The sequence below is a fragment of the Emticicia soli genome, from assembly GCF_037860775.1.
GTDB lineage: Bacteria > Bacteroidota > Bacteroidia > Cytophagales > Spirosomataceae > Emticicia > Emticicia soli.
Window position 1 is genome coordinate 429,848 of the sequence record NZ_JBBEWC010000004.1, and the last position, 21,992, is coordinate 451,839.

Consider the following 21,992-nt stretch of genomic DNA (forward strand, 5'->3'; position numbering starts at 1 on the left):
AATTCTAAACTCAAAAAACAATTAAATAAGTATGGCATCGTTTAGTGCAACCTTTAACGCCGCTGGTAGCGGCGATTGTGAAGTTGTGGCTTGTAACTTCTCATTTAATCAATCAATTGACGAAAAAGGCCGCCCATCTTCAAAAGTACATGGAGGCACAATCCGTGTAACAATCGTAGCAACTGATAACACTGCTTTAGTGGGTTGGATGCTTGACCCTTACAAAAAAGATTCTGGCCAGATTGTATATAACCGTATCGATCAAGAATCGACTTTGAAAGAAATTAAGTTTGAAGATGCTTATTGCGTAGAATATACCGAAAACTTTGACGCTCGTGGCGGTGATAGCAATGCAGCATTCACGATTACGCTTACAATCTCGGCTAATAAAATAGTAGTAGGTGGCGCATCTCTCGATAACAAATGGGGTATCTAATTTATGGTTGATCAAAAAAGCCTTTTCCGAGTGGAGAAGGCTTTTTTATTATTCTATTTGATTGTAACAGTTCGTGTTGCCACTATGATATCGTTGTTCTGAACAAAGTTTTCTCTGAAATTCATGTCGGGGTCGAAAAAATTACGCTTTTTGAACCAAGACACTTTCTTATGAAAGACCCAACCAAATGGGTTACCGTCTTCATCAAGATATTGAAGAGGTCGCTCTTTGTTCCGATAATTGTACTCATTAACAAATATGAAAAACAGTTGCCCTACTGTCATATTTACAGGGGCTTTTGCCGTAAAATTAGTGTACTGATAATCGCCCACTGATTTAGGAAACTCAAATTGTATAACCAGTATTTTCGATAAATCAATCAGGTCGGTATCAGGCTCAGCTTGTCCAAGCGGATAATACCAGGCTTTATAAATTTTAAACGGAATATCTCCAAAAAATTTCAGCACCCATTTAACAAGAAAAGGTAAAACAAAAGGCAATGTAGCACTTAGATAAGTATTCGGATTAGCCTTAATATATGGTATATATTTTACCAGATAAACAGCTAATAAACCCATTAAACCAAAAAAGAGTGTCATCAAAAATCCTTTCCAGAAAGTTTTTTTATCTAGCCAATCCAGCATATCGTATAATATATAAGCATGTATAAGGCCTAATAAAAGAAACGATAGTTGCACTGTAGTATAAATGCCTATAAACGGAAAATCGGTAAAATAACAAGCAAGGAAAGTAATTAAAGCAAAGAAAACCATTGTAAGAAATGTATAGAGAGCAGTTGATGGAAACCACTTTCTTGCCATAATATTTGACTTTGCTCGATTAGCATACGATTGAACATCGGTTGTTCGGGTAAATCTGGAGCCAAAATTTATCATATTTTTATTTAAAATTATCTTATTCAAAAATAACCTTTATTTGAAATATTATTAACAAATTAAGTATTTATTTTCAGGAATTCTGAACATTTTTTTTAAGCTTGACTATGAAACATCTATCCTTTATTTTATTACTATTTTCGGCTACAGCAACGGCCGTAGCTCAACAAGAAATTACCAGAAGAGTGAGTTCACAAGAAGAATCAAGGCTTTATATAAAAGGCTATTTAGATTATGGTATTGCTATGCCAAACTCGTTTAAAGGTATCCCCGACGTCAATACCAATACGCTACTGAAAAACTCATTGAAAGGTTGGGGGCAAGGCTTAAAAGTAGGGTTGGGTGCAGGCTATATAATCAACGATTTTATTAACTTCGGTTTAGATATTGATTATTACCTTAGCCCAAAAATTTCTTCAGAAAAAAGTATAGCAAATTCAGAATCGAAGGCTGTTTTTGATGCTCAGATAATTGCCTTAACTCCCAACATCACATTCAAAGCTATACAAAATGTCGATTTTTACCCCTATAGCCGGGTAGGTGTAACAATAGGCTTGCCTTTTGGTATGACCAACACAGTTGATAATACGGTTTTAGTAGGCGGAAAAAAGAACTTTATACAAAGTGTTTATAATTATAAATCTGGGCCGGCTTTTGGGTATCTCGCAGCACTTGGCGTCAGAAAAAGTCTGACACCAGGCTTTAAATTATTTGCCGAAATACAGGCAAATAATCTTACTATACAACCAAAAACAGCTTCCCTTACGAGTTATCAGGAAAATGGCACCGATCAATTAAGTACTTTGACTGTAGCCCAAAAAGAAATACAATTTACCGACAATGTTAGTAATTCTAACAACCCAAATCAAGCAACACAGCAAATCAAAACCCCATTTCTTATATCTCGGATATGCATTCAGTTTGGGCTTACGTTTAGATTTTGAAAAACATGAAACAAGAGTTCTATACATTGCCCTTGAGGTTTGATTTGATAATCGAAAAACGAAAGCACGAAAAATGCCAATTGGAGCTTTCAATTGCTCAACACCTTCATATTATGCTTACTACACATTACCGAGAATCGAGATACGATTATGACTTTGGTTGTGGTATATGGGAACGAGATTTTGAATTAATGACCGATAACGAGTGGCTCGATAATGTGCGGGATTCTATAATTACCGCCATAAGAAAAAACGAGCCCAGATTAACCGATGTAAACGTGCAGGTAGAAATTGAAGATTTTATTGAAGATTATAAAATACTAAAAAACCTGACAAAAAAGGTGCGCAAAAGATTATGGATAAAAGTAGATGCTTTTCTGGTTTTAACCAACAAGCCTTTTAGCTTCAATGAGTATATTTTTATTGCACCTATAGCTGTTGAATAAATATGCAAAAATTTGACGAATCCTCATTTGATAAGGCACAGATCAAGCGTAGAATGGTTGAGCGTGCCACAAAAATCTGGCAAACACAAAGCTCACAATTAGATGGCTACGACCCTCTTGTCGGTCTATTATTTGAAGCCTGTGCCGTTGAAATAGAGAAGGTCGCTAACGAAATTCATAGTACAAGTGATAGAGTAATTGATCGGCTTTCTAACCTCATGAATCCCGACGTAGTAGATATTATTCAGCCTGCTCATGCTATTATACAAACCAGGGCTATCGATCCATTTACGGTAGTAATGCCACAAGAGCAATTCTTTTATAAAGCCCCAGCAGGTTTTAGTGCAGGGTATAATTCAAATAAAGAGTATTTTTTCTCTCCGATTTTACCCTTCAAAATTTTTAATGGCGAAATTAAGTTTCTGGCTACACAAACAAATATTTACAAATTAGAAGAGGGACTTCAGAAAAACAGTGTTCACAGTACTAAGATTTCATCAAGGGGAAAAGAAATTATTGATTATCAGAGATTATGGATTGGCATTGAACTCAGTGAATATATTGAAACTTTAGAGGGAATGTCGATATTCATCGATTGGTTGAATGAGCCACAAAAAGAACAATACTTAAGAAAACTATCACAAATTAAGTGGTTTATCGATGATATTGAACTACCAGTAAAAATGGGTATTTATCCGGAGTTTACTGAAGGAGCCAACTTGGATGATGAATTTGACGCGCTAAAAAGAATCGAACAACAAACTAAACTTTTTTATAACAAGCATTTTGTCTCATTCAAATCAGATGAATACGATTTGAGAAGGTTTAAAACAGCTGAGAATAAAAAGAAAAAATGGCCGGTAATAAGCAAAGTATATCCGGAAGAGTTTGAAAAATTTTTTGGCAAAGAAGCACTTATGCACAAAATGAGAGGAGAGTTAGTTTGGATAGAAGCACGATTTCCGATGGATTTCGATCATAGCTCCTTTCAGAATATTTATTGCGCTATTAATTGTTTTCCGGTTATTAACCGAAAACTCAATCAACTCACATATACGCTACAAGAGCATTTGAATATCATTCCGCTAGAAACAGATGAGCCTTTTCTGGCAGTAAAAAGTATTATCGATGACGAAAATACCATTTATAAATCATCGCCATTTACCAATTTGGAAAATCTACAATTTGACTCTTACACCCTCAGGCAACAGGGTGTAGGAAGATTTGACAGCCGTGATGCAAAAGGACTTTTGTATTATGTACTTGAATTGTTGCAAGACGAAAGCAAAGCATTTGAGGCATTGGGTTCAGAGTTTCTAAATTCAATTATTAAAGAATTGAATCAGAATATTGCCCAATTAGACCAACAATTAAAACTCTCGGATGATAAAAATCAGATTCAAACCGGTTCAATACCTTATGTAACATTACGCCCTCGAAAACCGGATAATAATGTAAGTGTAGAGTTTTGGTCGTGTGATGCTGAAGAAGCCAACGATATAGCTGCAGGTTCACCAATGGCTGCTTATTCAGATATTTATATTGATTCAGACAAGGTAACACTTTTAACAACAAGTACCGGAGGTAGGTCAAAACTTAAAGAGACCGAAAAAATCAATGCCTTAAAGAGAAATCTGCTTACACGCAACAGAATTGTAACCCATGAAGATATACGTACTACCTGTATAGCCTTTTTAGGTGATACTATAAGAGACTTAACTATTGAAAAGAATTTCATGAATGGCCGAAACGCAAGCGAAGGTTTCATTCGCTGCATCCAGATTGTTTTGTTCCCATCTAAAAAAAGTATGGACGAAGACTGGAGCATTATAAGCCAGGAATTAAAGATAGCCCTAGAGAGCTGCTCAGCCAATAATTTACCGTATAATATACTATACTACCTTGAATAAATGGAGGAATTTAAAGAAAATTACACCAAAGCAAAAGGAAAACTAAAAAAGAAAAAAAATGTTAGTAATGCCTTGCAGAAGCTTCATCTGAAAAACCAAACAGATGAAGAAGATACTACACGCTTACAAAAACTGATTTATAGAATAAAGCAGTTGCCCATAGATGCAAAAGTAGAAATAATTTTATCAGACTTAGACGAAGAACTACTTAATCGGCTCGTTGTGATTCCGATAGGGTTATTTCATCGAAACTACCATAAAGATATTGAGTTGGCTGACGAAGCTGAATTTGAAAGCCATTTGTTACAACTCAAAATAAATAGAGAAGGTATTTACGACGCCTTGCCCGAAGCGCTCACGCACCAACCCGTAAAACACAAAAAAGGCGCAAAAGATAAAGAAGAAATATTAACCGAGATTCGCATACAAAAAGAAAGAGAAAAAGCTGCCAGAAAATTCTTTTTACCTATCGAACAGGAAATTTATAGAACACGAATCAACCTTGAATTAGAAGAAGTAAAGTATTTTATAAATCAACGTAATATAAGCGAACACAAAATCTTTCAGGATTTTTGGGAAACACCTCCTTTTCTTAATTACCATCAAATATCAAATATGGTTTATTTGTTACCTATTGCTCAAAGAATTGTAGGTAATTTTAAATTAACAGAATTATGTTTTGAAAGTATTCTTCAGAACCCCGTAAACATAAAAAATACATTTCCTATAAAACACAAAATACCTACTGTTTATAACGAAGAAACCCAACAAGAAGATGAAATGGGGGTATCGCTAGGAGCTGGAATACTAGGCGAAGATTTTATTTTAAGTGCCCCGTATTACCAAGAGATAATTCCTGCTATTTTAATAAATATTGGCCCAATAACCTTTGAAGAAGCCGATATGTACGCTAAAAGTACAGTTGAAGGCTTTGCTGACGGACAAAAGCGTGAAGTGCTTGAGTATCTGATTAAAAACTTTATGCCTTTTGAAGCAGATACCGTAATAAATATTGATATAAAGGTAACCAAAGGCCACTATTTTAAATTATCAAATGAAACAACCACCTCAAGTGCATTGTTAGGGATGAACGTAACACTTTGAGGTGGTTTGCCCAATTCAAACAGGTTTAGTCTTCAAACGGAATACTTTTCTTGTATTTCAGAATCTCTTTTATTTTTTCCTGTGCCAGTGTTTTCAAGTTGGCATTTACCTCCGGATTATCAACAATTTGTTTGAGTGTTTTGTAGGCATCGTCGTACAAACGCTCTATTTCCGATTTGCTCTTACGTTTTCTTCCTTCCATTCCTCTCATTTTAGAACAATCGGCTTCTACTAACATACGGCGGGCATCTGCGTTGGCATCTGAGTTATTAATAATAATACTAGATGGGGGTGGTGCCACAGGTGCAGCTTTGTGGGAGATTTCATTTTCTAAATCTTTTACTTTTAATTTAAGATTGAGGTTCTCTTCAATATATTTTTCGCAATTACCCCCTGAACTATGGCTTGGAGTACTAGTAGGTCCTTGGCGCATCATTGATGCCATACGTAGTTGATTTTCCAGGTTTTTGACATCCATGCGAGACATTTCGAGTTCCCTTTTACAGTTTTCGATAGCGCTAAAATCTGTTTCTCCCTTTTTCACAAAACCTCTCAATAGTTTAAGAATTGTCCAGTTTCCTAGCAGAACATCAATATGGTCAATAACCCCTGCAACAACCTTCCTGTTTTCTACGGCTACCCCGGCCACAAAAGATGCCGAGTCGGCTTTTACTTTATTAATTATTATCCGCATTGTGTTTTCTGCCTTATTTACCTTTAAATCTTCTTCGTATGACAACACTTTTGATTCTTGATTCTTACCAAAGCTCTCATCAATTTTATTTAAAGTATTGAGTTGGCTGCCCACTGAATCTATACTTACCAAGAGCGACATGAGTTTATTGAGTTGCTCGTTTTCTGCTTTTAGCTTATCAGTTGTTGAGCGAGTCCAGAAATAAGTTATTAAGGCAGTAATTATTAATGAAAGAATATACACACCAACAAATTTGCGCTGTGCCAGAATTCTCTCTCTTTTATTAATAGGTTCTAACATACTGTTAAATATTTAGAGATTAGTCTAAGGGGTTAAATTTAGATTTAATTGGTTCTATCGGGGCTTTATCTTTATGAACCGGGTTTTCAATAACAAAAATTTGTTTTCCTCTTTGTTCCCCAATGTATTCGAGCTTGGTTAAGGTTTCAAATAAATTGTCGATAACCCTCCATACTTCATAAATTCGCTCAAAATGTGCTTTTATTTCATGATGATTGTATTTAAGATAGATGATGTTGTCCATACCGGTATCAAAAATACTTGGCGGTACCTCAGCCCATGAGCTAAAATATTTAAGAATTTCTTCTCTGGCAGCTCTTTCACTACTCGGAAGTGTATCGATATATACTTTAAAAACTTTCGATAGTTTTGTAAAAAAAGAGATGGTTTTAAGCGGAGGCTCATCAGGTAAAATCACTCGGTAATCTGTAATATTCTGCGCAATCGTTAGCAGAATTCTATCTACCAGAACAGCAATATTTTCGCTCAGATTACTTTTCCTCTCAGTTTTGAGTTTTATTTTATGAACAATCTTGATACAGTTATTTTCAATATTCACAATGAGCCCCTCCAACCTGCTGTGCCACTCTACTAGCTTAGAAGTACTATTTATTGTACTTGCCGGTGGTATATAGTCAGTATCTTGTCTTACTTCATTGTTTTTATAAATGAGTTTGGCCACTATCAGGTGGTTTGAGCTATATTCTGAAGAGGCAATATGATCGGCAGGTATTATACTTAAACGATAATCGGCTTTGGCAAAAGGATACCTTGGTGGGGTTTCGTTAATAGCTTCACCAAAGGGCACACGTTTATCTGGGTTAATCGACAATGTTATATAAAGCTCGTTTGTCTGAGTGGCTTGTAACGCATACTGCTCTACAACAGAGGCAAACGGAATCCGCATGGCAATGGCATCTTCGGCAGTGGTCTTAATCAGCTCAATTCTATGGCCCGCCGCAGTTATGGCTCTGCAAAAGGTCATTTTTACACTAATCAGGTTCTGAGAACCAACATGAACAAATATCTCGTATGAGTTTGTATTGGTTGGGCTGGTTAGCAAACCATAATTATATTCGTTTGTTCGAAGTGCAATAGAATCACGAATAAAATCCTGAACGAAACTCTCAATCTCAATAAAGTTTTTTTTCGAGATTTTCATTCCATCAACCCAGTTCACAGGATAACTTTTTATTTCACTAAGCATAGTTTGAAAGGTAAAGAACAAGTTGATATTAAAATAAAAAATAGCTGTTTGAATTGTTTTTCCGACTAATTAATCAGAGTAAATTTTTACTTCTACACGACGGTTTCTTTTGCGCTCAGCCTCAGTTGCATTACTACTCAATGGCTGTTTGCTGCCCTTCCCTCCTATCTTCATTCTGCTTTTATCTATGCCTTGATTGAACAACAAATTAGAAATTTTAGATGCCCTGAACTCGGATAAATATTGGTTTTGATAAGTATTTCCAATGTTATCTGTATGACCGATAATCTCAACTTTTAAAGCGCTATTATCTTTTAAAAGATTAACTGTACTATCAATTTTTCTTTTTGAATCCTCTACTAATTCGTAGCTGCTTTGCTCAAAATAAATCAGGAATTTCTTTTCAAAGCCAACATATTCTTGCTTGTTTGTTCCTGATTCCGAAGCTGTAATTATATACTGATTGATTCCGGTTTTTGCTTCAAACTCAGGGGCAATAAGTTTATTGCCTAGCAAAATCTTATATTTTCTTGATGGATATAAGTTCGCTAGCAAAACCTTATCAATCATTATTAATGTTATTTTTTTATTACTTTCATCAACCAGACTAACAGATGCCTTACTGATAGTTGAATTTGCCAAAGAGATGTTCAGCATACTTAATTCTCTGATTAACCTGATTACATTCTTGTGTTTTTTCATATCCAGATTCTCAATAATCAGATTACCAAAGTATTTCTGGTATCCTTGTGCACTTACTTCAAAAGCTACAATATCTTTTTTATCAAAAACTATCTCTATTTCGGGCGTTTTAGCATCTGTCTGGCGAACTACCGTCGATTTTGTTCTTGTTGGAAATAACGCTATATCTGCCGACAATTGCTCGTTTGTATATGCATCTACTACACTGAAACTTTGAAAACTCTTGGCATTAACATTATCAGCTATGTTATCAATATTATAATCTTTAGTAGTTGATTGCTGATATGCTTTATCTTCGGCTTGAAAATCTTCTTTTATAAGATTAATTTGGCAAACAATCCGATTTAGCTTTATCTGGCTTGCTTCAATTGGTAACATAGCAGCCCTATAGCCGGCACATTCAAATTTCAGATTAATGTTTTTTAAATCGCTCTGTATAATAAACGAACCATCTGATTGGCTCTCAAATGTTTTTACCAGTTCTTGAGTATCTGTTTTTATTAGACTTATTTTAGCCTTTATAGCTTGGTTCTGATGATTAACAACATTACCCGTAATGATTACCGGTAGCTCAAGCGAAAAGAAAAGAGTAAATAGAAAGTACCCAAAAACCAACAGTTTCATGTTATTTCAAGTATTTTTTTATTAAATCTTTGAACTCCTTATTGTCTCTGAAATCTTTATTAACAAAACTTAGTAAATCATCTTTTCTAACAAATTGGTTCGTAATCTTTTTGGTTTGAAATGCCGTCTCAAATGTCTTTAAAGCGTTTGCTATATCTTTTGTTGCCAGATAATTACAAGCAAGTGCATAAGATGCCTCAGAATTTGATGGGTCTAACATTAAAGATTTATTCATAAAATAAGCTGCTTCGTTGGTTTTATTCTGTTTAAGCTGTGCTATGCCTAACAACAAATAGAATCTCGAATCACATTTACTACTATCTAATTTATTGACTAAGCTAAAGTCATCAACAGCCTCTTTAAATTTGCCCATATTATAATAGCCTTTGCCTCTCAGCTGGTGCATCAAAAAAATCTCTTTTTTATCAACATCAAGCCTGATAGCTTCGGTAAATTCGTTATTGGCTTCAGCAAATTTTTCGATATTATAATAAGCAAGCCCACGTGCAAAATGCTTCTCGTATTTTTGTGGTTTGAGCTCAATTGAGCGCCCTATATCCTCAATTGCATCTTTATAGTGGGCTAGTTCGTGATTTACAAGACCCCGATAGTAGTATGCCTCAGCATACTCTTCGTTCAGTTTTATGGCAGCGTTTAACTCTGGTAGTGCCTCTACAAAATACTTAGTATAATACATACATATACCAAGGTTGCCGTGTGTATTGGCAAAAAATATCTTAGGATATTGCTTTTCTATATTTCTTTCTGCAATTTTTATTTTTTGAAACCATACTATAGCATTTTTATAATCTTGCAACTGAAGATTTGCAGTACCTTGAGCAAACATTGCCTGATAATAGCTAGGGTTCAGGTCGTTGGTTTGCTGAAAATCAACAATGCTTTCTTTATACTTACCGAGCGAGTATTTGGCAAGTCCTCTTTTATAAAATGCATCGTCATAATTTTGTCTGAAAGAGATAGCTTTAGTATAGTTTTCTATAGCCGTATCATAATTCTTTTGGGCAGCATAGCACTCACCTCTTTTATACCAGGCAAGCCAGTAGTCTTGCTGTATTAATGTGGCATTTATAAACTTGGGTAGTGCGCTATCTAGCCTGTTGTTAATAAAATCTTGCTCACCATCATTCAATTGAGCCAATGCAATGTTTTGAAAGTTATTTACTAAAACAGGATCTAAATTTAGTGCTTTGGCTCGCATAAAATCATCACCGGCCTCTTTATACTTCTTTAAATCGTTATACAGTAAACCTCTCTGATAAAAAGCCATTGTAAAACTATTATTGAGCGTAACAGCACTCGTAAAATCTTTTAGCGCTTTGTTGTGCTCTTTGTTATTATAATTAAGCATGGCCCTTTCGAAGTAGTAATTCGGGTTTTTAGGAGCTAGCTCAATGGCTTTGTCGAAGTCTTCAAATGCACTTTTCGTGTTGTTGGTTGTTATACGCAACCGTGCCCGTTTTACATAAACAGAAGCACTGTCTTTTTCGATACTTAAAAAGCTCGAATAGTCGGCTACGGCTTTAGGAATATTGTTTTGCTGAATATGCAATTCGGCCCTATTGATAAGCGCATTGCAGTTAGAGTAATCTAATAAAATAGCTTGGTCGAAATCTTTTAAGGCTCTTGTATATTCTCCTAGTTTTACATAGCATCTACCTCTTCCAAGATAATAATCAGAATCTTCTTTATTAGTTTTCAGAATCTTATCATACTTATCTTTTAGGTCTTTATAATTACCAGCTACAAAAATCTCATCTAACTCAGTTTGTATCCTTAGTTTTTCGGTAAGGTGTTTAATATTAGTTTCGTACTTAAACGATGAGTCTGGCTTTATTAAAAAGGCGGCCTGATACAAGCGTATAGCCTTGTCATAAAATCTGCGGCGCTCAGCAAGTTTTGCTTCTGTAATATTTTTTCTATAGTCAGCTATAAGTTGTTCCTGGTGCTTCCTTTCATCTTCTTGTTTTTGTTTCTCTTCTTCCTGCTTTTTTCTTTCTTCTTCTTGCTGAATAGCCTTTTTTGTTCTTGAGATTTTCACCTGAATCTGAAAAAACTTACCATACTCTTCTTTGTTTTTTTCTTTTGCTTTCTGATACTGGCTTAGAGCCAACTCATATTCTTTAGCATTAAAAGCCTCATCGGCATCGGCAAGAACTTTATCAAATTCGTCTTTGTATTTTTTTTGTTCCTCTTGTTCTTTTAATATACGCTCATTTTCAAGTTTCAAAGCTACTGCGGCAGCGGCACTATCAGTAAGCATTGTTGAAGAGTCTGGCATAATCACCAAATCATTTCTAGTAGAACCGATAGAGTCGTCAGGCGTTACAAATGCTAGCCGAACTATGTTGGCAGTCCATCGTTTCCCGTTTTTCTCCAACCGAAGTTCCGCAACACGTTGAGTTGGTTTATATTGTATATTTATTGATTTATGAGACCCTTTAAAATGGCTTGAGTAATAGGCTTTAATATAAGTGTTGTCTCCTGCCCTTTTTACATTAGAGGTTCTAACATCGTTAAAGAATATAGTTGTTTCTTCGTTTTTATTATATAGCAAATCGAGGTTATTAAGGTACTTTTCTACGTCAGAATCTTGCACATCTTTAGCCGATACATGGTTAGGATTAATATCGTCTTCTATAATTGAATTTTTATCATAAAAAACCTGAGTATTACTTGTCGTAAAACTTTTCTTAATGTTTTCTTGCACCTGGGCATCGCCATCAAACCCCGAACTTATGTAATTCATTAAATCTGCAAGGCTGTTTTCTATCTTTCTTTTGACAACCAGTTTAATCTCAGCAGTATCTTTAGGGGATATGTTTTGGGCAAAAGCTTGATTAGTCACAAAAGTAAAAGATAGCAAAATGATGAATTTGTAAACTCTTATCATACGTTTAAGTTATTTTGTTTCTACTATACCAATATTGCCTAGCAAAACATCCCATTGCTGTTTTTCAAGGGCTTCTATTATTTTTTTATAAGACTTTACCATCACTTTTACATCCTTAACTGTTTCGTCGCTATACTTTATGTTACCAGAAGTATCATAACCCTGAAATCTCTGTGTACCCCTTATTACGCCATAATAATTCCCGTCGGCTTCTTGAGTTAGTTCATTTACATAATGAATATCACTCCACTCCATTGTTATTGATGAATAACTACTAAACTTTAACCTTTTGAGGTAATCGCTCACTTTTCTTGTATTTTTCTGAATTTCGCCACTAGGCAATTTTTGTGATATTTCGATTGTAGCATTGGGGGTGAAGAGTCTAAGCGCTTGCTCAATTGCCTTGTCTTTCTCTACCTGATCTTTTTGTTTATCTGTAATAATCTGCAAAAAACTCTCAAAGTCCATAACCTTTTGTTTGCCGGTATTACTATATTCTTTATACTGTTCATCACTTAAAACCGGTTTTTGCAAAACCCCGCTCACATCTTTGGCAGATTCAACATTTTTTTGAGATTCTGATGGCTTTACAGGTTCGGGTTCTAGTTGCTGGGGTACGGTAGCAGTATTGTTAATAGGCTCGGGGGCATTAGCTAGTTCTTTTTCTTCTTCCAGTAGTTTTTCTTTAATATCGGCTTTTGCCAATCTAAACTCGGCCGACTTGCCTATAAAATCTTGTGTGAGTATTTTATGTTTACCATCTTTGTATATAATAAACATAATATCGCTTTTATTCTTAGTGCCTGGCGAGCCCGACTGTTTTTTCTTATAGTTCACAACATCGTTACTTTCATATGTTATCTCACACCTTATCACGGTGTTATCATAACCTATAATCATGTCGTACCTGGGCAGTGCTTGTTCAGCAAAAAAATCCTCCCGTATTCTTCCTTGCCCCTCTTTGTTTTGGGTATAATCTTCAACAAGTAAAAAGTTACCCTTCTCATTGAAAATGAGAAATGCCTTGGCAAGTTCTATATGAGTAACCTTAGACGAAACGTTTTCGATATAAATCAAATCGTTGTTTTCGACCCCAATGATTTTACATTTAATGATATTTTTTTCTACGGTATAGATAACATCTTGCGCACTAGCCACCTGGCAAACACAGGCAAACACATAAATAAGTAAAAGGGGAAACAAAATTTGGTTTTTCATGCTATTGGCCATTATAAAGTTCTGATAAATACTAAAATTTTGACCGAGCACAATAATAATATAATTAATATTTCTTTCCAAAGAAACCTATTTTACGGTATATATACCTTAAAATAAGAAAATTTGGTGGATGTTTTTGGTTTGAATATATTTACCAGAAACACAAATATTTTCCTTTTTTGACCCATTCTCTGATACTGATGAGTACAAATATTCATACGGTTGTTGGTCTGGTAGCCGACACAAACACCGGGCAAATTCGAGAGCATAATGAAGACGATTATATTATTATTCCGGACGTAATTGCTACTGAGTCAAGAGATTTTGGGAATGATTCTTATGTGTTAGGTTCAGCGGGTTGTCTTTTAGCTGTTGCCGACGGAATGGGGGGGGCTGCGGCCGGAGAAGTTGCTTCGCAGTCAACAACATATATTATTAAAAAATACCTAGCTACCAACAAATATGAAAAACCAACTCCGCAAGAGATAAAATATGTGTTTGAGCAATTGATTATTCATTCGCATAAAAACCTTTTGAAACTAATAGAAAGCTACCCCGAATATAAAGGAATGGGCACTACGCTTGTAATGGGATGGATAGTTGATTATAGAGCCTATATCTGTTGGGTGGGCGATAGCAGGTGTTATCATTTCAGGCAAAACCAAGGCACAAGACTCGCAACAGAAGACCATTCGTGGGTATGGGAAATGGTAAAAAAAGGCTTATTAACACAAGAACAAGCAGCAGTACACGAATATCGGAATATCATAACCCAATGTATCGGAGATTCAGAACACCCTCCTACACCATCTTTTGTATCAATAGAATTAGAAAGAGGTGATAAGCTTTTGTTTTGTAGCGACGGACTCAATACTATGGTTTCGGATGAAGATATTAACTGGCATCTCTCACAAACAGTGAATGTAAAACTTACTGCTCAACAATTGATTGCAGCGGCAAACCAAGCCGGTGGCGAAGATAACATTACAGTAGCAATTATTGAAGTGTTAGAAAAACCGATTGAGAGTTATACCGGTAGCAAGCAATCTATTTGGAAAAAGATGAAAAACATGTTTAAATAATAAGTTTCATTCAGACTAACCCTAAACACATGAGCAATTTTAATATAGGTGATATTTTTCATGACAGATATAAACTTTTAAAATATCTTGGTGGAGGAGAATTGTCGGAAGTATGGCGTTCAGAAGACCAACTGGCGGGCATTGAGGTAGCACTAAAAATTTATGTTAGAGTAGGTGATGCTGGCATAAGACAATTTATAAAAGACTTTACCCTGACAGAGGCACTAACACACCCTTATATTTTAAAACCACATCACGTAGATGTTTGTGACCGAAGACCTTATCTGATTCTGAAGTTTTGCCAGAATGGTTCTGTTTCAAACCGAATAGACGATACAGGCGATATTTATAAACCATTTAATGAAAAAGATATTGCTACTTTTATGTATCAGATTGGCGGAGCATTAAGCTATTTGCACAAAAATCAAATTTTACACCGAGACGTAAAACCAGATAATATATTAATATCTGACCAAGGAGATTTTCTGCTTACAGATTTTGGTATTAGTAAAAAAGTAAGATCAACGCTTACAAAAGCTACATCTAGCACACAGGTTATTTCGTTTTCACGCCCTTATGCCCCACCCGAAATACTTACCGGTATTGACGACCCAAAGAAAGACGTTTTTTCGCTAGGTGTAACTATGTATGAGTTACTAACGGAAGATTTGCCATTTGATGGTAACGGTGGCACTGTATTGCTAATGGGAGGAGTAATACCCGACCTACCAGAGAAATATTCGAGAGAGTTGAATAGTATTATCAAAAAGTGTATGACCAAAGATTTAGCTGACCGCTTAACTGCAGCAGAATTGGAAAACTACGGAGCCACTTTTTTGAATACAGGCAAATGGTCTTTTGTTGGAGCAAAACCGATAAAAGAGAAAAAGGTAAAAACTAACCATAATAAACCCAAAATAGACTTACAGAAATCTTTGAGTACTGCTTACAGCAAATCTAAACAGTTGGTTGGTAGTTCATATAAAAGTCTTGGTCCTCAGATTAACAAAGGCAAAGTTGCATTTCAGAATTTAACTTCTTATATAAACTCTTTTGGGCCAAAACAGAAAAAAATAATAGTTGCGAGCATTGCTCTCTTTTTAATAATTATTACGCTACTTTTTGTTTTTTTACCGAAACAAGATATTGCCAAACCTCTGATTGCCAGCCAAGCGCCACAATTAGCCACTACTGAAACTAAACCAACGCCAGTAGCTGAGAAAACCGAAACAGAGACCAGAACACCACAAGCCAAATATGATTCGCTCATGCAATTGGCCACACAAAGCCTTCAGAAAAATGATTTCAAAATGGCAATGCAATTATCGGAAGCAGCTTGGGTAGTACTCAATAACGATGAAGCAAAAAAGCTGTACGAATTGGCGAAAAACAAAAAAGTTAACCCCGACCCTGAAACTGAAGGTACTTCCAACTCTCCGAATCAGGTTTATATTGAGAAAGGAGACCGGGAATTACAATTAGGCTCAATTATAAGCGCTTGGAATTATTACCAGATAGCTTGCAGTAAAAAGAAAAACAATGCCGTTTGTAATGCAAAATTTGAAGACTGCCGTAGCTCTGCACAAGGAAAATGCAATGACCTTTTACGCCAGGGAAAAGAAGTTTCTCTTAATAATAAACATAGAGCAATAGCTCTGTTCAGAGAGGCTAAACAATTAGCAACTCTAACCAACATAAATCCACCTCAGTTTAATCAGATTTACGAAACTATCAAAAAAAGAGGAGACGGCATTTTTGAAAACGAAGAGTTTCAAGATGCAAAAGAGTGGTATTTGGTAGCACAAGTCTTAAATAATACCAGCGAGATTCAACAAAAGATACAACAATGTAATAGTAAATTGTGAACTAATATATGAATTTTACCCGATCCAAGTTTTTTTTTCTAAGCCTGTTGCTAAGTGTTAGTTTCTTTAACGAAACTATTGCCGAAAGCTTTTTTTTTGATGATTGCGAAAGATACGTTCGGCAAGGTGATTCATTGTTTAAACTAGGAAGCTATAGTGCCGCTATCAAAAAATATAAATCTTGCCTTATAATAAAAGATGGCAATGACGAATACACTAAAAACAAAATTCAGGTAACAGAAGATATACTTAATCTGAAAGCAAACGCTAATACTCTAATAAAATTAGGAAAAAACATAGAAGCAGTAGACAGATATAAAAAGATATTGGTACTAAACCCCGACGACACAGAGGCGGAAAAAGAAATAACTACTTTTTTTGAGCAAGAAGCAGCAAATTTTTTGAAAGATGGCGACGACAACAATGCTTATGAAGCCATAAATGAGGCAATCATATATGCTAAATCAGAAAAGAAAAACAGGCTAGATTCAAAGTTAAAATCAATTGATGCGCATAGGAAAAACGCTGAATACATCAGAATAAAAGATGCGGCCAGAAGCCTTTTTATGTTTGGCAAATTTGCTGATGCTAAAAAAAAATACAACGAAGTTTTTTCGCTGCCTACCTATTCGAAAGACTTAACTACCAAAAAATTAATTGCAGAGATAGATAGTTTTGAAATATTAAGAACAAAAGCTGGAAGAAGCATCGTAGATGGTAATTACTTTGAAGCTGTTGATAAACTGGAAACAATATATAAGGCAGGCGTAATTGATCCTCTTATCTCAAATAACCTTTTGATAGCCTACCAAAAACAAGCAGAAAGCCTGATGAATGAAAACAAACATGATGAAGCCATTGCGCTACTCAATAGAGCAACTGAGTTATTTAAAGACGATAAACGTAAGGTAAGTGTCTTACAAAAAAAGCTTAAAAGTATTGCCAGTAAAAAGAAAAAATAGGACGGAATTTATATAACTAAATAAATTTTAAAATGAATCGAAATGAGCATCCATGTCCGGATTGTCGGTATCCTCGACGAATTGATGAAGATTTTTGTCCGAACTGCCCGTTTAACAAAATAAACGAAGAGCAACCAAAAAACCGTTGGTCAGCACTTTTTGATTTTGGAAATACTGAAAAAAAACAGGCAGCGCCTGAAGAAAACCCTTTCCCTCAATTACCAATACAACAAAATACCCCTACACCTGTTAATCCTGCTATTAATAATCAGGATATACCACAAGCTTATAATAAAGCTCCCGAACTACCTAGTTATATACCTCCGTCTACTCCGCCTATTTCTCATCAGAATAACAGAAGAACCGTAGGGCCGGGCAGTGAAATGCCACCTTTGCCTAAGACCCAACCACGGGGTACCTTTAACCCATATACGCAACCATTAAGACCTGACCCTAAGTTTAAACTTACATCAATACCAAGACATACTGAAACAAGCGGAAAAACATCTGAATTTGAAGGCGAATCTGTTACGTTAAATAGAAATAACCTTGATCGGGAAAATTTTACTATCTCAGGGCAGGAACATGCCGTAATTGAAAATATTGATGGCCGTTGGTTTATCAATAATAAAAGTAGCCTTAAGACAACGTATATTCAGGTAAATTCGATGATGGAATTAAAAGACGGAGACATAATTCTTTTAGGTGATAGAATGTTTATTTTTAGACCAGAGTAATGAATAAAGTAAAGTGTAGAAAATGTGGTTATAGCAATCCTGAAAATTTAAAAAAGTGCCTTAGATGTGATACCTCTCTTGAGTTTCATCTCAGCCAACGTATTGCTGATAAAATACTGCCGTTCTTTTCAAAAAAGAAGAAACAAGTTCCCCTTATTACAACTATCACTCGTGTTGACGATGACAATGTTTTTCCATTTATAAGCGATAAGGGTAAAACCTACTTTTTTGCCAAATTACTTGGTAAAGGTGGCTACTGTAATGTTTATTTGGTAGAAGAAGAAAAAAACCGGACTTTATTCGCAGTAAAAATGCTTCGTCTATGGGAAATTAGTACTAAAGACCGAGAATCGGTTGAGACTCGTTTTTGGTTTGAATTCCAAATGGCCCAAACAAGATCGGAGTATCTGGTAGGTGCATTTGATCGAGGTCTGATGCAGGGGAATCCGTTCTATGTAATGGAGTTTTGCGAAGGTGGTGCTTTAACAAATTATATAGGCACCAATTTGTCTAATATTAAGCTAATTAAAATAGCCTCTGATATTCTTAAGGGTTTAAATGACCTTCATAAAGAGCATGCTGTTCATCGTGATTTAAAGCCCAATAATGTAGTTTTTCATAATGGCCAAGCAAAACTCATCGATTTTGGCATTTCTGGCCGAAATAATGTGAGAATGACCCGAAAAACAGAAGTACTAGGCACTGATGTATATATGGCTCCCGAATGGTTTGATACCGAAAAAAAAGATATTTTCACAAAACAACCAACAGTTGATATTTTTAGCTTTGGTGTACTTTTATTTGAAACCCTAACAGGAGGCTATTACCCTTATGGAACTCCTCCAGACTCTGCCTCGAGTGTAAATGACTATCACTCAAGGCTTGGTGAATACTTTCAGAAAGTATTAAATAACCTTTGGGAAAACCTTACGTATTTTAAAGAAAACAATATTATTAGTACGTTTTGGGTAGAAATAATAGAAAAATGCTTATTAGCCGATCCTCTCTTGCGCTTTCAGAGTGCAAATGAAATCTTAACTATACTTAATTCTATTGATATAAATAAATACTGTGCCAATTGTAATCATGAAATTAAATCAAAACATGACTTATTTTGTGAAAGCTGTGGTAGTTATCTTTTAAATGGTAGTATTGGGCTCAGAATAGTGGTAGGTAAAGAAACCAATACTTGTTTTTATTTGAATGATATTATCATGAGTAAAGGCATTGTACTGATTGGCCGGAAAACTAATACCGAGACCCAAGAAAACGACATTGCCATTGCAGATTTAGATAATATGTTAACCATTTCGCGCTATCATGCTACAATAGAGTTTTCGGTTAAGACCGGCATCTGGTTTATTAGAGACGGCCAATGGAGAACCAACAACGAAGGGCAATCTGTATGGCATTTATCAACAAACGGAATATATGTAAATGCCATAAAAGTTGACTCAATGGGGCTGGCCATTTTTCCGGATGATATAATATCTATTGGAAACACAACACTAAAAGTAGAATTTACCCCTTATCTCGATTTATAGCCTTTAAATGAATATTACTCCTAAACGTATAAAATATAGGTTTTTGTAGTATATACAATTTGAGTAAGATTAAAGAAGATATATATCAATTGTGCTTTATTTACCATTACTGCAAAAGAATTTGAAGCTGAACATTTTTCAAAACTTATGCAATATATGTATTTTCATAATTTAAACTATATAGGTAAGAAAATGCATCATATTCATCTAAAACAGTCTACCATTCTTTGCCCATTGTATTCGCCACCAAAGTTTCCATCGGTTAACAGGGCTAATCGGATACTCACAATCAACACATTCACTGAATTGTTTATAAATTCTTTCTGCTTTTAGTGCTTGTCCACTTTTAGTATATGCCAGCGCCAAATGCCATTGTGTAGCCTCACGGAAATAAGGACGCACATTTTTAACAGTTGCTGCATTTTCAAAGTCTCTTACTGCCAGCAAATATTCTCCTTCTGCAAAATGGGCTTGTCCATCAAAAAACTGGCTGAATGCAATACGTTGCTCTCTAGTAAAGTTAGTAGTATCAAGCCCGCGGGTAATATGAAAGTCGTTTTCTGTATCAGGAAATTCTACAGGAGTTAACGACAGATAAGAGATAATAATAATTGAAGCGGCGGCAGCAAAAGAAACAACTTTTTTCCAGTATACAGTTTTACGTTTTGGTTGTGTTTCTTTTTTAAATTTCTCTCTATCTTTTTGTTGTAATGCTTTAATTGTTTCCAGGGCACTTCTTTCTAAAAAAGCTTCTTTTATAAACAATTGTGTGTGCTGAATTTCTTTTACTTTTTTTGCGAATTCGCTATCATTTTTAATTCTATACTCAACATCTGCCATTGTTTTTTTATCTAGCTGATTAAGCAAGTAAGCTTCAATTGTATTGAACTCTTCATGATCTTCTGCTTGTTTCATCTTGTAATAATTTTTTTTAGTTTTTCAATACATCTGTGTTTTATTACTTTAACGTTTGCTTCAGTTATTTTCAATTCATCAGCAATTTCTCTAATAGATTTATCTTGAAAATAAAATGCATCTAAAATCTTTATACAATCTTCTTTTAGCTGGCTATACATTTTTTTAAACCGAGAGCTATCTTCTTCTGAAGTTATCTGTAATAATGGTGTATATTCATCATTAGTATCTTGAAGAGCCAAAAACTTATCTTCCCAATTTTGTTGTTTTTTATCTCTCAACATTTTTTTTAACCAAATACGATTGGCTAGTTTGTACAAATAAGTGCTGATTTTTATATACTTCTCTTCCTCTTCCGGGTCGTCAGAGGAGAGTTTAATTAGTTTAAATTTTTCGTCCCATACCTGATTCAAAAAGATTATTATCATTTCCTGAAAAACATCTTCTGCATCTTCTGTCCGGCCATTATTTGCCATTACCATATGAGTAATTGACTCTTGGTAAATATACAAATAGGCAACTATACGATTAGTAAGACTTTTTTCTCTCTTCAATAATCCATCAACTACTTGTTGGTCAGTAAATGTTTCAGCCATCAATTTAATTTTATTCACTCTTTATTCTATTTAGATAAAGAATAGTTACAGGTATTTAAGTTTTTTCAGGAAAAAAGGTAAGTATGAAATTAAGAAAAAAAATCAAAAAAGGCTGTCATGTTTTTAAGACTCTTTCATAAAGGTTCAGAAGGCCCCTAAAACCCCTTCTGAAACCAACATGAAATTTTCAAAAAATACAATCTCAAACAGCCTTAAATTCTCTGCATTCTGTGCGCTGTTTAGCCTTGCCCTTACTTCTTGTCAAGATGAAGGAGTTACTCCTAAAGACAAATCAGGAAACAACAATATTGTAGTGCCTGCCGACAAACCAACTTCCGATGGTAAACCACCCCATGAACCAGATTATGGTGGTTGAGTTTAGCGTGTCTTAATTTAATGAGAGAACCCCAAGATAGGATAGTAGCACAACTATCCTATCTTTTTTATTTACTTTTTCTGTCCCTGGTAAATGTATCTCGGCTATCAGTCTATTTGTTGTTCATTTTTCTCTAATTACTATATAAAACACTTAAATTTTTAGAAAAAACTATTTATCTAACTTAGAAAAAAAACTTCAGAAAAGGCTGTCATGTTTTAAAGACTCTTTCATAAAGGTTCAGAAGGCCAACGTCGACCTTCTTTAAACCTTTAAAAAAATGAAAGATCTACGTCTTTCCACTATCAGTAATGGCTTGAGAATCACGGCGTTCTCAACTTTGTTAGCCTTAGGCTTTACTTCTTGTCAGGATGAAGTAGTTAGCCCTGATGGCAAATCAGGAGACAACAATGTTGTAGTGCCTGCCGACAAACCTACTTCTGATGGTAAACCACCTCATGAGCCAGACTACGGTGGTTGAGTTTAGCTTGTCTCTTTAAATTTAAAGAGTAAAATCAATGAT

20 protein-coding genes are annotated in these 21,992 nt (G+C 35.1%); 12 read left to right on the top strand and 8 right to left on the bottom strand.

The features are described 5' to 3' along the window. Positions 1-31: 31 nt before the first annotated feature. The gene (gene tssD, locus WAE64_RS07515; RefSeq protein WP_340235639.1) at positions 32-436 is read left to right on the top strand and encodes a type VI secretion system tube protein TssD; all 405 of its coding nucleotides are present in this window, start codon (positions 32-34) and stop codon (positions 434-436) included. A 53-nt stretch (positions 437-489) separates the two neighbouring features. Here the strand turns inward: tssD and WAE64_RS07520 are convergent, their stop codons facing one another. Continuing rightward, entirely contained in the window at positions 490-1,257 is a 768-nt protein-coding gene (locus tag WAE64_RS07520; RefSeq protein WP_340235640.1) for a TssN family type VI secretion system protein, read from the bottom strand. Between the two features lie 182 nt (positions 1,258-1,439). On the opposite strand from WAE64_RS07520, the gene WAE64_RS07525 reads away from it, so the two are divergent. Genes WAE64_RS07525 through WAE64_RS07540 form a run of 4 tightly spaced genes read left to right on the top strand, consistent with a single transcriptional unit; the run spans position 1,440 to position 5,736 of the window. Continuing rightward, positions 1,440-2,276, top strand: coding sequence for an outer membrane beta-barrel protein (locus WAE64_RS07525; RefSeq protein WP_340235641.1), 837 nt, complete (start codon positions 1,440-1,442; stop codon positions 2,274-2,276). A gap of 5 nt (positions 2,277-2,281) precedes the next feature. Then, positions 2,282-2,722 carry a GPW/gp25 family protein gene (locus tag WAE64_RS07530; RefSeq protein WP_340235642.1) on the top strand — a complete coding sequence of 147 codons (441 nt, stop codon included), beginning with the start codon at positions 2,282-2,284 and terminating at the stop codon, positions 2,720-2,722. Between the two features lie 2 nt (positions 2,723-2,724). Further along, entirely contained in the window at positions 2,725-4,632 is a 1,908-nt protein-coding gene (locus tag WAE64_RS07535) for a hypothetical protein (RefSeq protein WP_340235643.1), read from the top strand. Next, positions 4,633-5,736 carry a hypothetical protein gene (locus WAE64_RS07540; protein WP_340235644.1) on the top strand — a complete coding sequence of 368 codons (1,104 nt, stop codon included), beginning with the start codon at positions 4,633-4,635 and terminating at the stop codon, positions 5,734-5,736. 25 nt (positions 5,737-5,761) lie between these two features. Here the strand turns inward: WAE64_RS07540 and WAE64_RS07545 are convergent, their stop codons facing one another. The 5 genes from WAE64_RS07545 to WAE64_RS07565 all read right to left on the bottom strand — a co-directional run bounded on the left by WAE64_RS07545 (position 5,762) and on the right by WAE64_RS07565 (position 13,392). Next, on the bottom strand, positions 5,762-6,730 hold the full coding sequence (locus WAE64_RS07545) for a hypothetical protein (protein ID WP_340235645.1): 969 nt from the start codon (positions 6,728-6,730) through the stop codon (positions 5,762-5,764). 19 nt (positions 6,731-6,749) lie between these two features. After that, on the bottom strand, positions 6,750-7,937 hold the full coding sequence (locus WAE64_RS07550) for a hypothetical protein (RefSeq protein ID WP_340235646.1): 1,188 nt from the start codon (positions 7,935-7,937) through the stop codon (positions 6,750-6,752). A 69-nt stretch (positions 7,938-8,006) separates the two neighbouring features. Beyond that, entirely contained in the window at positions 8,007-9,263 is a 1,257-nt protein-coding gene (locus tag WAE64_RS07555) for an OmpA family protein (protein ID WP_340235647.1), read from the bottom strand. Position 9,264: 1 nt separating this feature from the next. Then, positions 9,265-12,174 carry a tetratricopeptide repeat protein gene (locus WAE64_RS07560; protein WP_340235648.1) on the bottom strand — a complete coding sequence of 970 codons (2,910 nt, stop codon included), beginning with the start codon at positions 12,172-12,174 and terminating at the stop codon, positions 9,265-9,267. A gap of 9 nt (positions 12,175-12,183) precedes the next feature. Continuing rightward, entirely contained in the window at positions 12,184-13,392 is a 1,209-nt protein-coding gene (locus WAE64_RS07565; RefSeq protein WP_340235649.1) for a hypothetical protein, read from the bottom strand. A 200-nt stretch (positions 13,393-13,592) separates the two neighbouring features. Between WAE64_RS07565 and WAE64_RS07570 the strand changes: the two genes are divergently transcribed. Genes WAE64_RS07570 through WAE64_RS07590 form a run of 5 tightly spaced genes read left to right on the top strand, consistent with a single transcriptional unit; the run spans position 13,593 to position 19,582 of the window. Continuing rightward, positions 13,593-14,474, top strand: coding sequence for a PP2C family protein-serine/threonine phosphatase (locus WAE64_RS07570; protein ID WP_340235650.1), 882 nt, complete (start codon positions 13,593-13,595; stop codon positions 14,472-14,474). 29 nt (positions 14,475-14,503) lie between these two features. Continuing rightward, a complete protein-coding gene (locus WAE64_RS07575) occupies positions 14,504-16,339 on the top strand; it encodes a serine/threonine-protein kinase (RefSeq protein ID WP_340235651.1) in 1,836 nt (611 codons plus the stop codon). An 8-nt stretch (positions 16,340-16,347) separates the two neighbouring features. Then, a complete protein-coding gene (locus WAE64_RS07580) occupies positions 16,348-17,301 on the top strand; it encodes a tetratricopeptide repeat protein (protein WP_340235652.1) in 954 nt (317 codons plus the stop codon). 32 nt (positions 17,302-17,333) lie between these two features. Then, the gene (locus WAE64_RS07585; RefSeq protein WP_340235653.1) at positions 17,334-18,038 is read left to right on the top strand and encodes an FHA domain-containing protein; all 705 of its coding nucleotides are present in this window, start codon (positions 17,334-17,336) and stop codon (positions 18,036-18,038) included. Then, positions 18,038-19,582, top strand: coding sequence for a protein kinase domain-containing protein (locus WAE64_RS07590; protein WP_340235654.1), 1,545 nt, complete (start codon positions 18,038-18,040; stop codon positions 19,580-19,582). Before WAE64_RS07585 ends, WAE64_RS07590 begins: the two co-directional genes overlap by 1 nt. 207 nt (positions 19,583-19,789) lie before the next feature. On the opposite strand, the gene WAE64_RS07595 is transcribed toward WAE64_RS07590, so the two are convergent. Together WAE64_RS07595 and WAE64_RS07600 are read right to left on the bottom strand one after the other, a co-directional pair. Then, positions 19,790-20,497 (bottom strand): hypothetical protein, encoded by a 708-nt coding sequence (locus tag WAE64_RS07595; RefSeq protein WP_340235655.1) that lies wholly within the window; start codon positions 20,495-20,497, stop codon positions 19,790-19,792. Then, positions 20,494-21,093 carry an RNA polymerase sigma factor gene (locus tag WAE64_RS07600; RefSeq protein ID WP_340235656.1) on the bottom strand — a complete coding sequence of 200 codons (600 nt, stop codon included), beginning with the start codon at positions 21,091-21,093 and terminating at the stop codon, positions 20,494-20,496. Before WAE64_RS07600 ends, WAE64_RS07595 begins: the two co-directional genes overlap by 4 nt. 178 nt (positions 21,094-21,271) lie before the next feature. Between WAE64_RS07600 and WAE64_RS07605 the strand changes: the two genes are divergently transcribed. Beyond that, positions 21,272-21,469 (top strand): hypothetical protein, encoded by a 198-nt coding sequence (locus tag WAE64_RS07605; RefSeq protein WP_340235657.1) that lies wholly within the window; start codon positions 21,272-21,274, stop codon positions 21,467-21,469. A 280-nt stretch (positions 21,470-21,749) separates the two neighbouring features. Next, entirely contained in the window at positions 21,750-21,950 is a 201-nt protein-coding gene (locus tag WAE64_RS07610) for a hypothetical protein (protein ID WP_340235658.1), read from the top strand. The last annotated feature ends 42 nt before the right edge of the window (positions 21,951-21,992 follow it).

Bases quoted from the DNA above. Each gene is read 5' to 3' on its own strand.
- tssD (WP_340235639.1), top strand. From the start codon at position 32: ATGGCATCGTTTAGTGCAACCTTTAACGCCGCTGGTAGCGGCGATTGT.
- WAE64_RS07520 (WP_340235640.1), bottom strand. From the start codon at position 1,257: ATGGCAAGAAAGTGGTTTCCATCAACTGCTCTCTATACATTTCTTACA.
- WAE64_RS07525 (WP_340235641.1), top strand. From the start codon at position 1,440: ATGAAACATCTATCCTTTATTTTATTACTATTTTCGGCTACAGCAACG.
- WAE64_RS07530 (WP_340235642.1), top strand. From the start codon at position 2,282: ATGAAACAAGAGTTCTATACATTGCCCTTGAGGTTTGATTTGATAATC.
- WAE64_RS07535 (WP_340235643.1), top strand. From the start codon at position 2,725: ATGCAAAAATTTGACGAATCCTCATTTGATAAGGCACAGATCAAGCGT.
- WAE64_RS07540 (WP_340235644.1), top strand. From the start codon at position 4,633: ATGGAGGAATTTAAAGAAAATTACACCAAAGCAAAAGGAAAACTAAAA.
- WAE64_RS07545 (WP_340235645.1), bottom strand. From the start codon at position 6,730: ATGTTAGAACCTATTAATAAAAGAGAGAGAATTCTGGCACAGCGCAAA.
- WAE64_RS07550 (WP_340235646.1), bottom strand. From the start codon at position 7,937: ATGCTTAGTGAAATAAAAAGTTATCCTGTGAACTGGGTTGATGGAATG.
- WAE64_RS07555 (WP_340235647.1), bottom strand. From the start codon at position 9,263: ATGAAACTGTTGGTTTTTGGGTACTTTCTATTTACTCTTTTCTTTTCG.
- WAE64_RS07560 (WP_340235648.1), bottom strand. From the start codon at position 12,174: ATGATAAGAGTTTACAAATTCATCATTTTGCTATCTTTTACTTTTGTG.
- WAE64_RS07565 (WP_340235649.1), bottom strand. From the start codon at position 13,392: ATGAAAAACCAAATTTTGTTTCCCCTTTTACTTATTTATGTGTTTGCC.
- WAE64_RS07570 (WP_340235650.1), top strand. From the start codon at position 13,593: ATGAGTACAAATATTCATACGGTTGTTGGTCTGGTAGCCGACACAAAC.
- WAE64_RS07575 (WP_340235651.1), top strand. From the start codon at position 14,504: ATGAGCAATTTTAATATAGGTGATATTTTTCATGACAGATATAAACTT.
- WAE64_RS07580 (WP_340235652.1), top strand. From the start codon at position 16,348: ATGAATTTTACCCGATCCAAGTTTTTTTTTCTAAGCCTGTTGCTAAGT.
- WAE64_RS07585 (WP_340235653.1), top strand. From the start codon at position 17,334: ATGAATCGAAATGAGCATCCATGTCCGGATTGTCGGTATCCTCGACGA.
- WAE64_RS07590 (WP_340235654.1), top strand. From the start codon at position 18,038: ATGAATAAAGTAAAGTGTAGAAAATGTGGTTATAGCAATCCTGAAAAT.
- WAE64_RS07595 (WP_340235655.1), bottom strand. From the start codon at position 20,497: ATGAAACAAGCAGAAGATCATGAAGAGTTCAATACAATTGAAGCTTAC.
- WAE64_RS07600 (WP_340235656.1), bottom strand. From the start codon at position 21,093: ATGGCTGAAACATTTACTGACCAACAAGTAGTTGATGGATTATTGAAG.
- WAE64_RS07605 (WP_340235657.1), top strand. From the start codon at position 21,272: ATGAAATTTTCAAAAAATACAATCTCAAACAGCCTTAAATTCTCTGCA.
- WAE64_RS07610 (WP_340235658.1), top strand. From the start codon at position 21,750: ATGAAAGATCTACGTCTTTCCACTATCAGTAATGGCTTGAGAATCACG.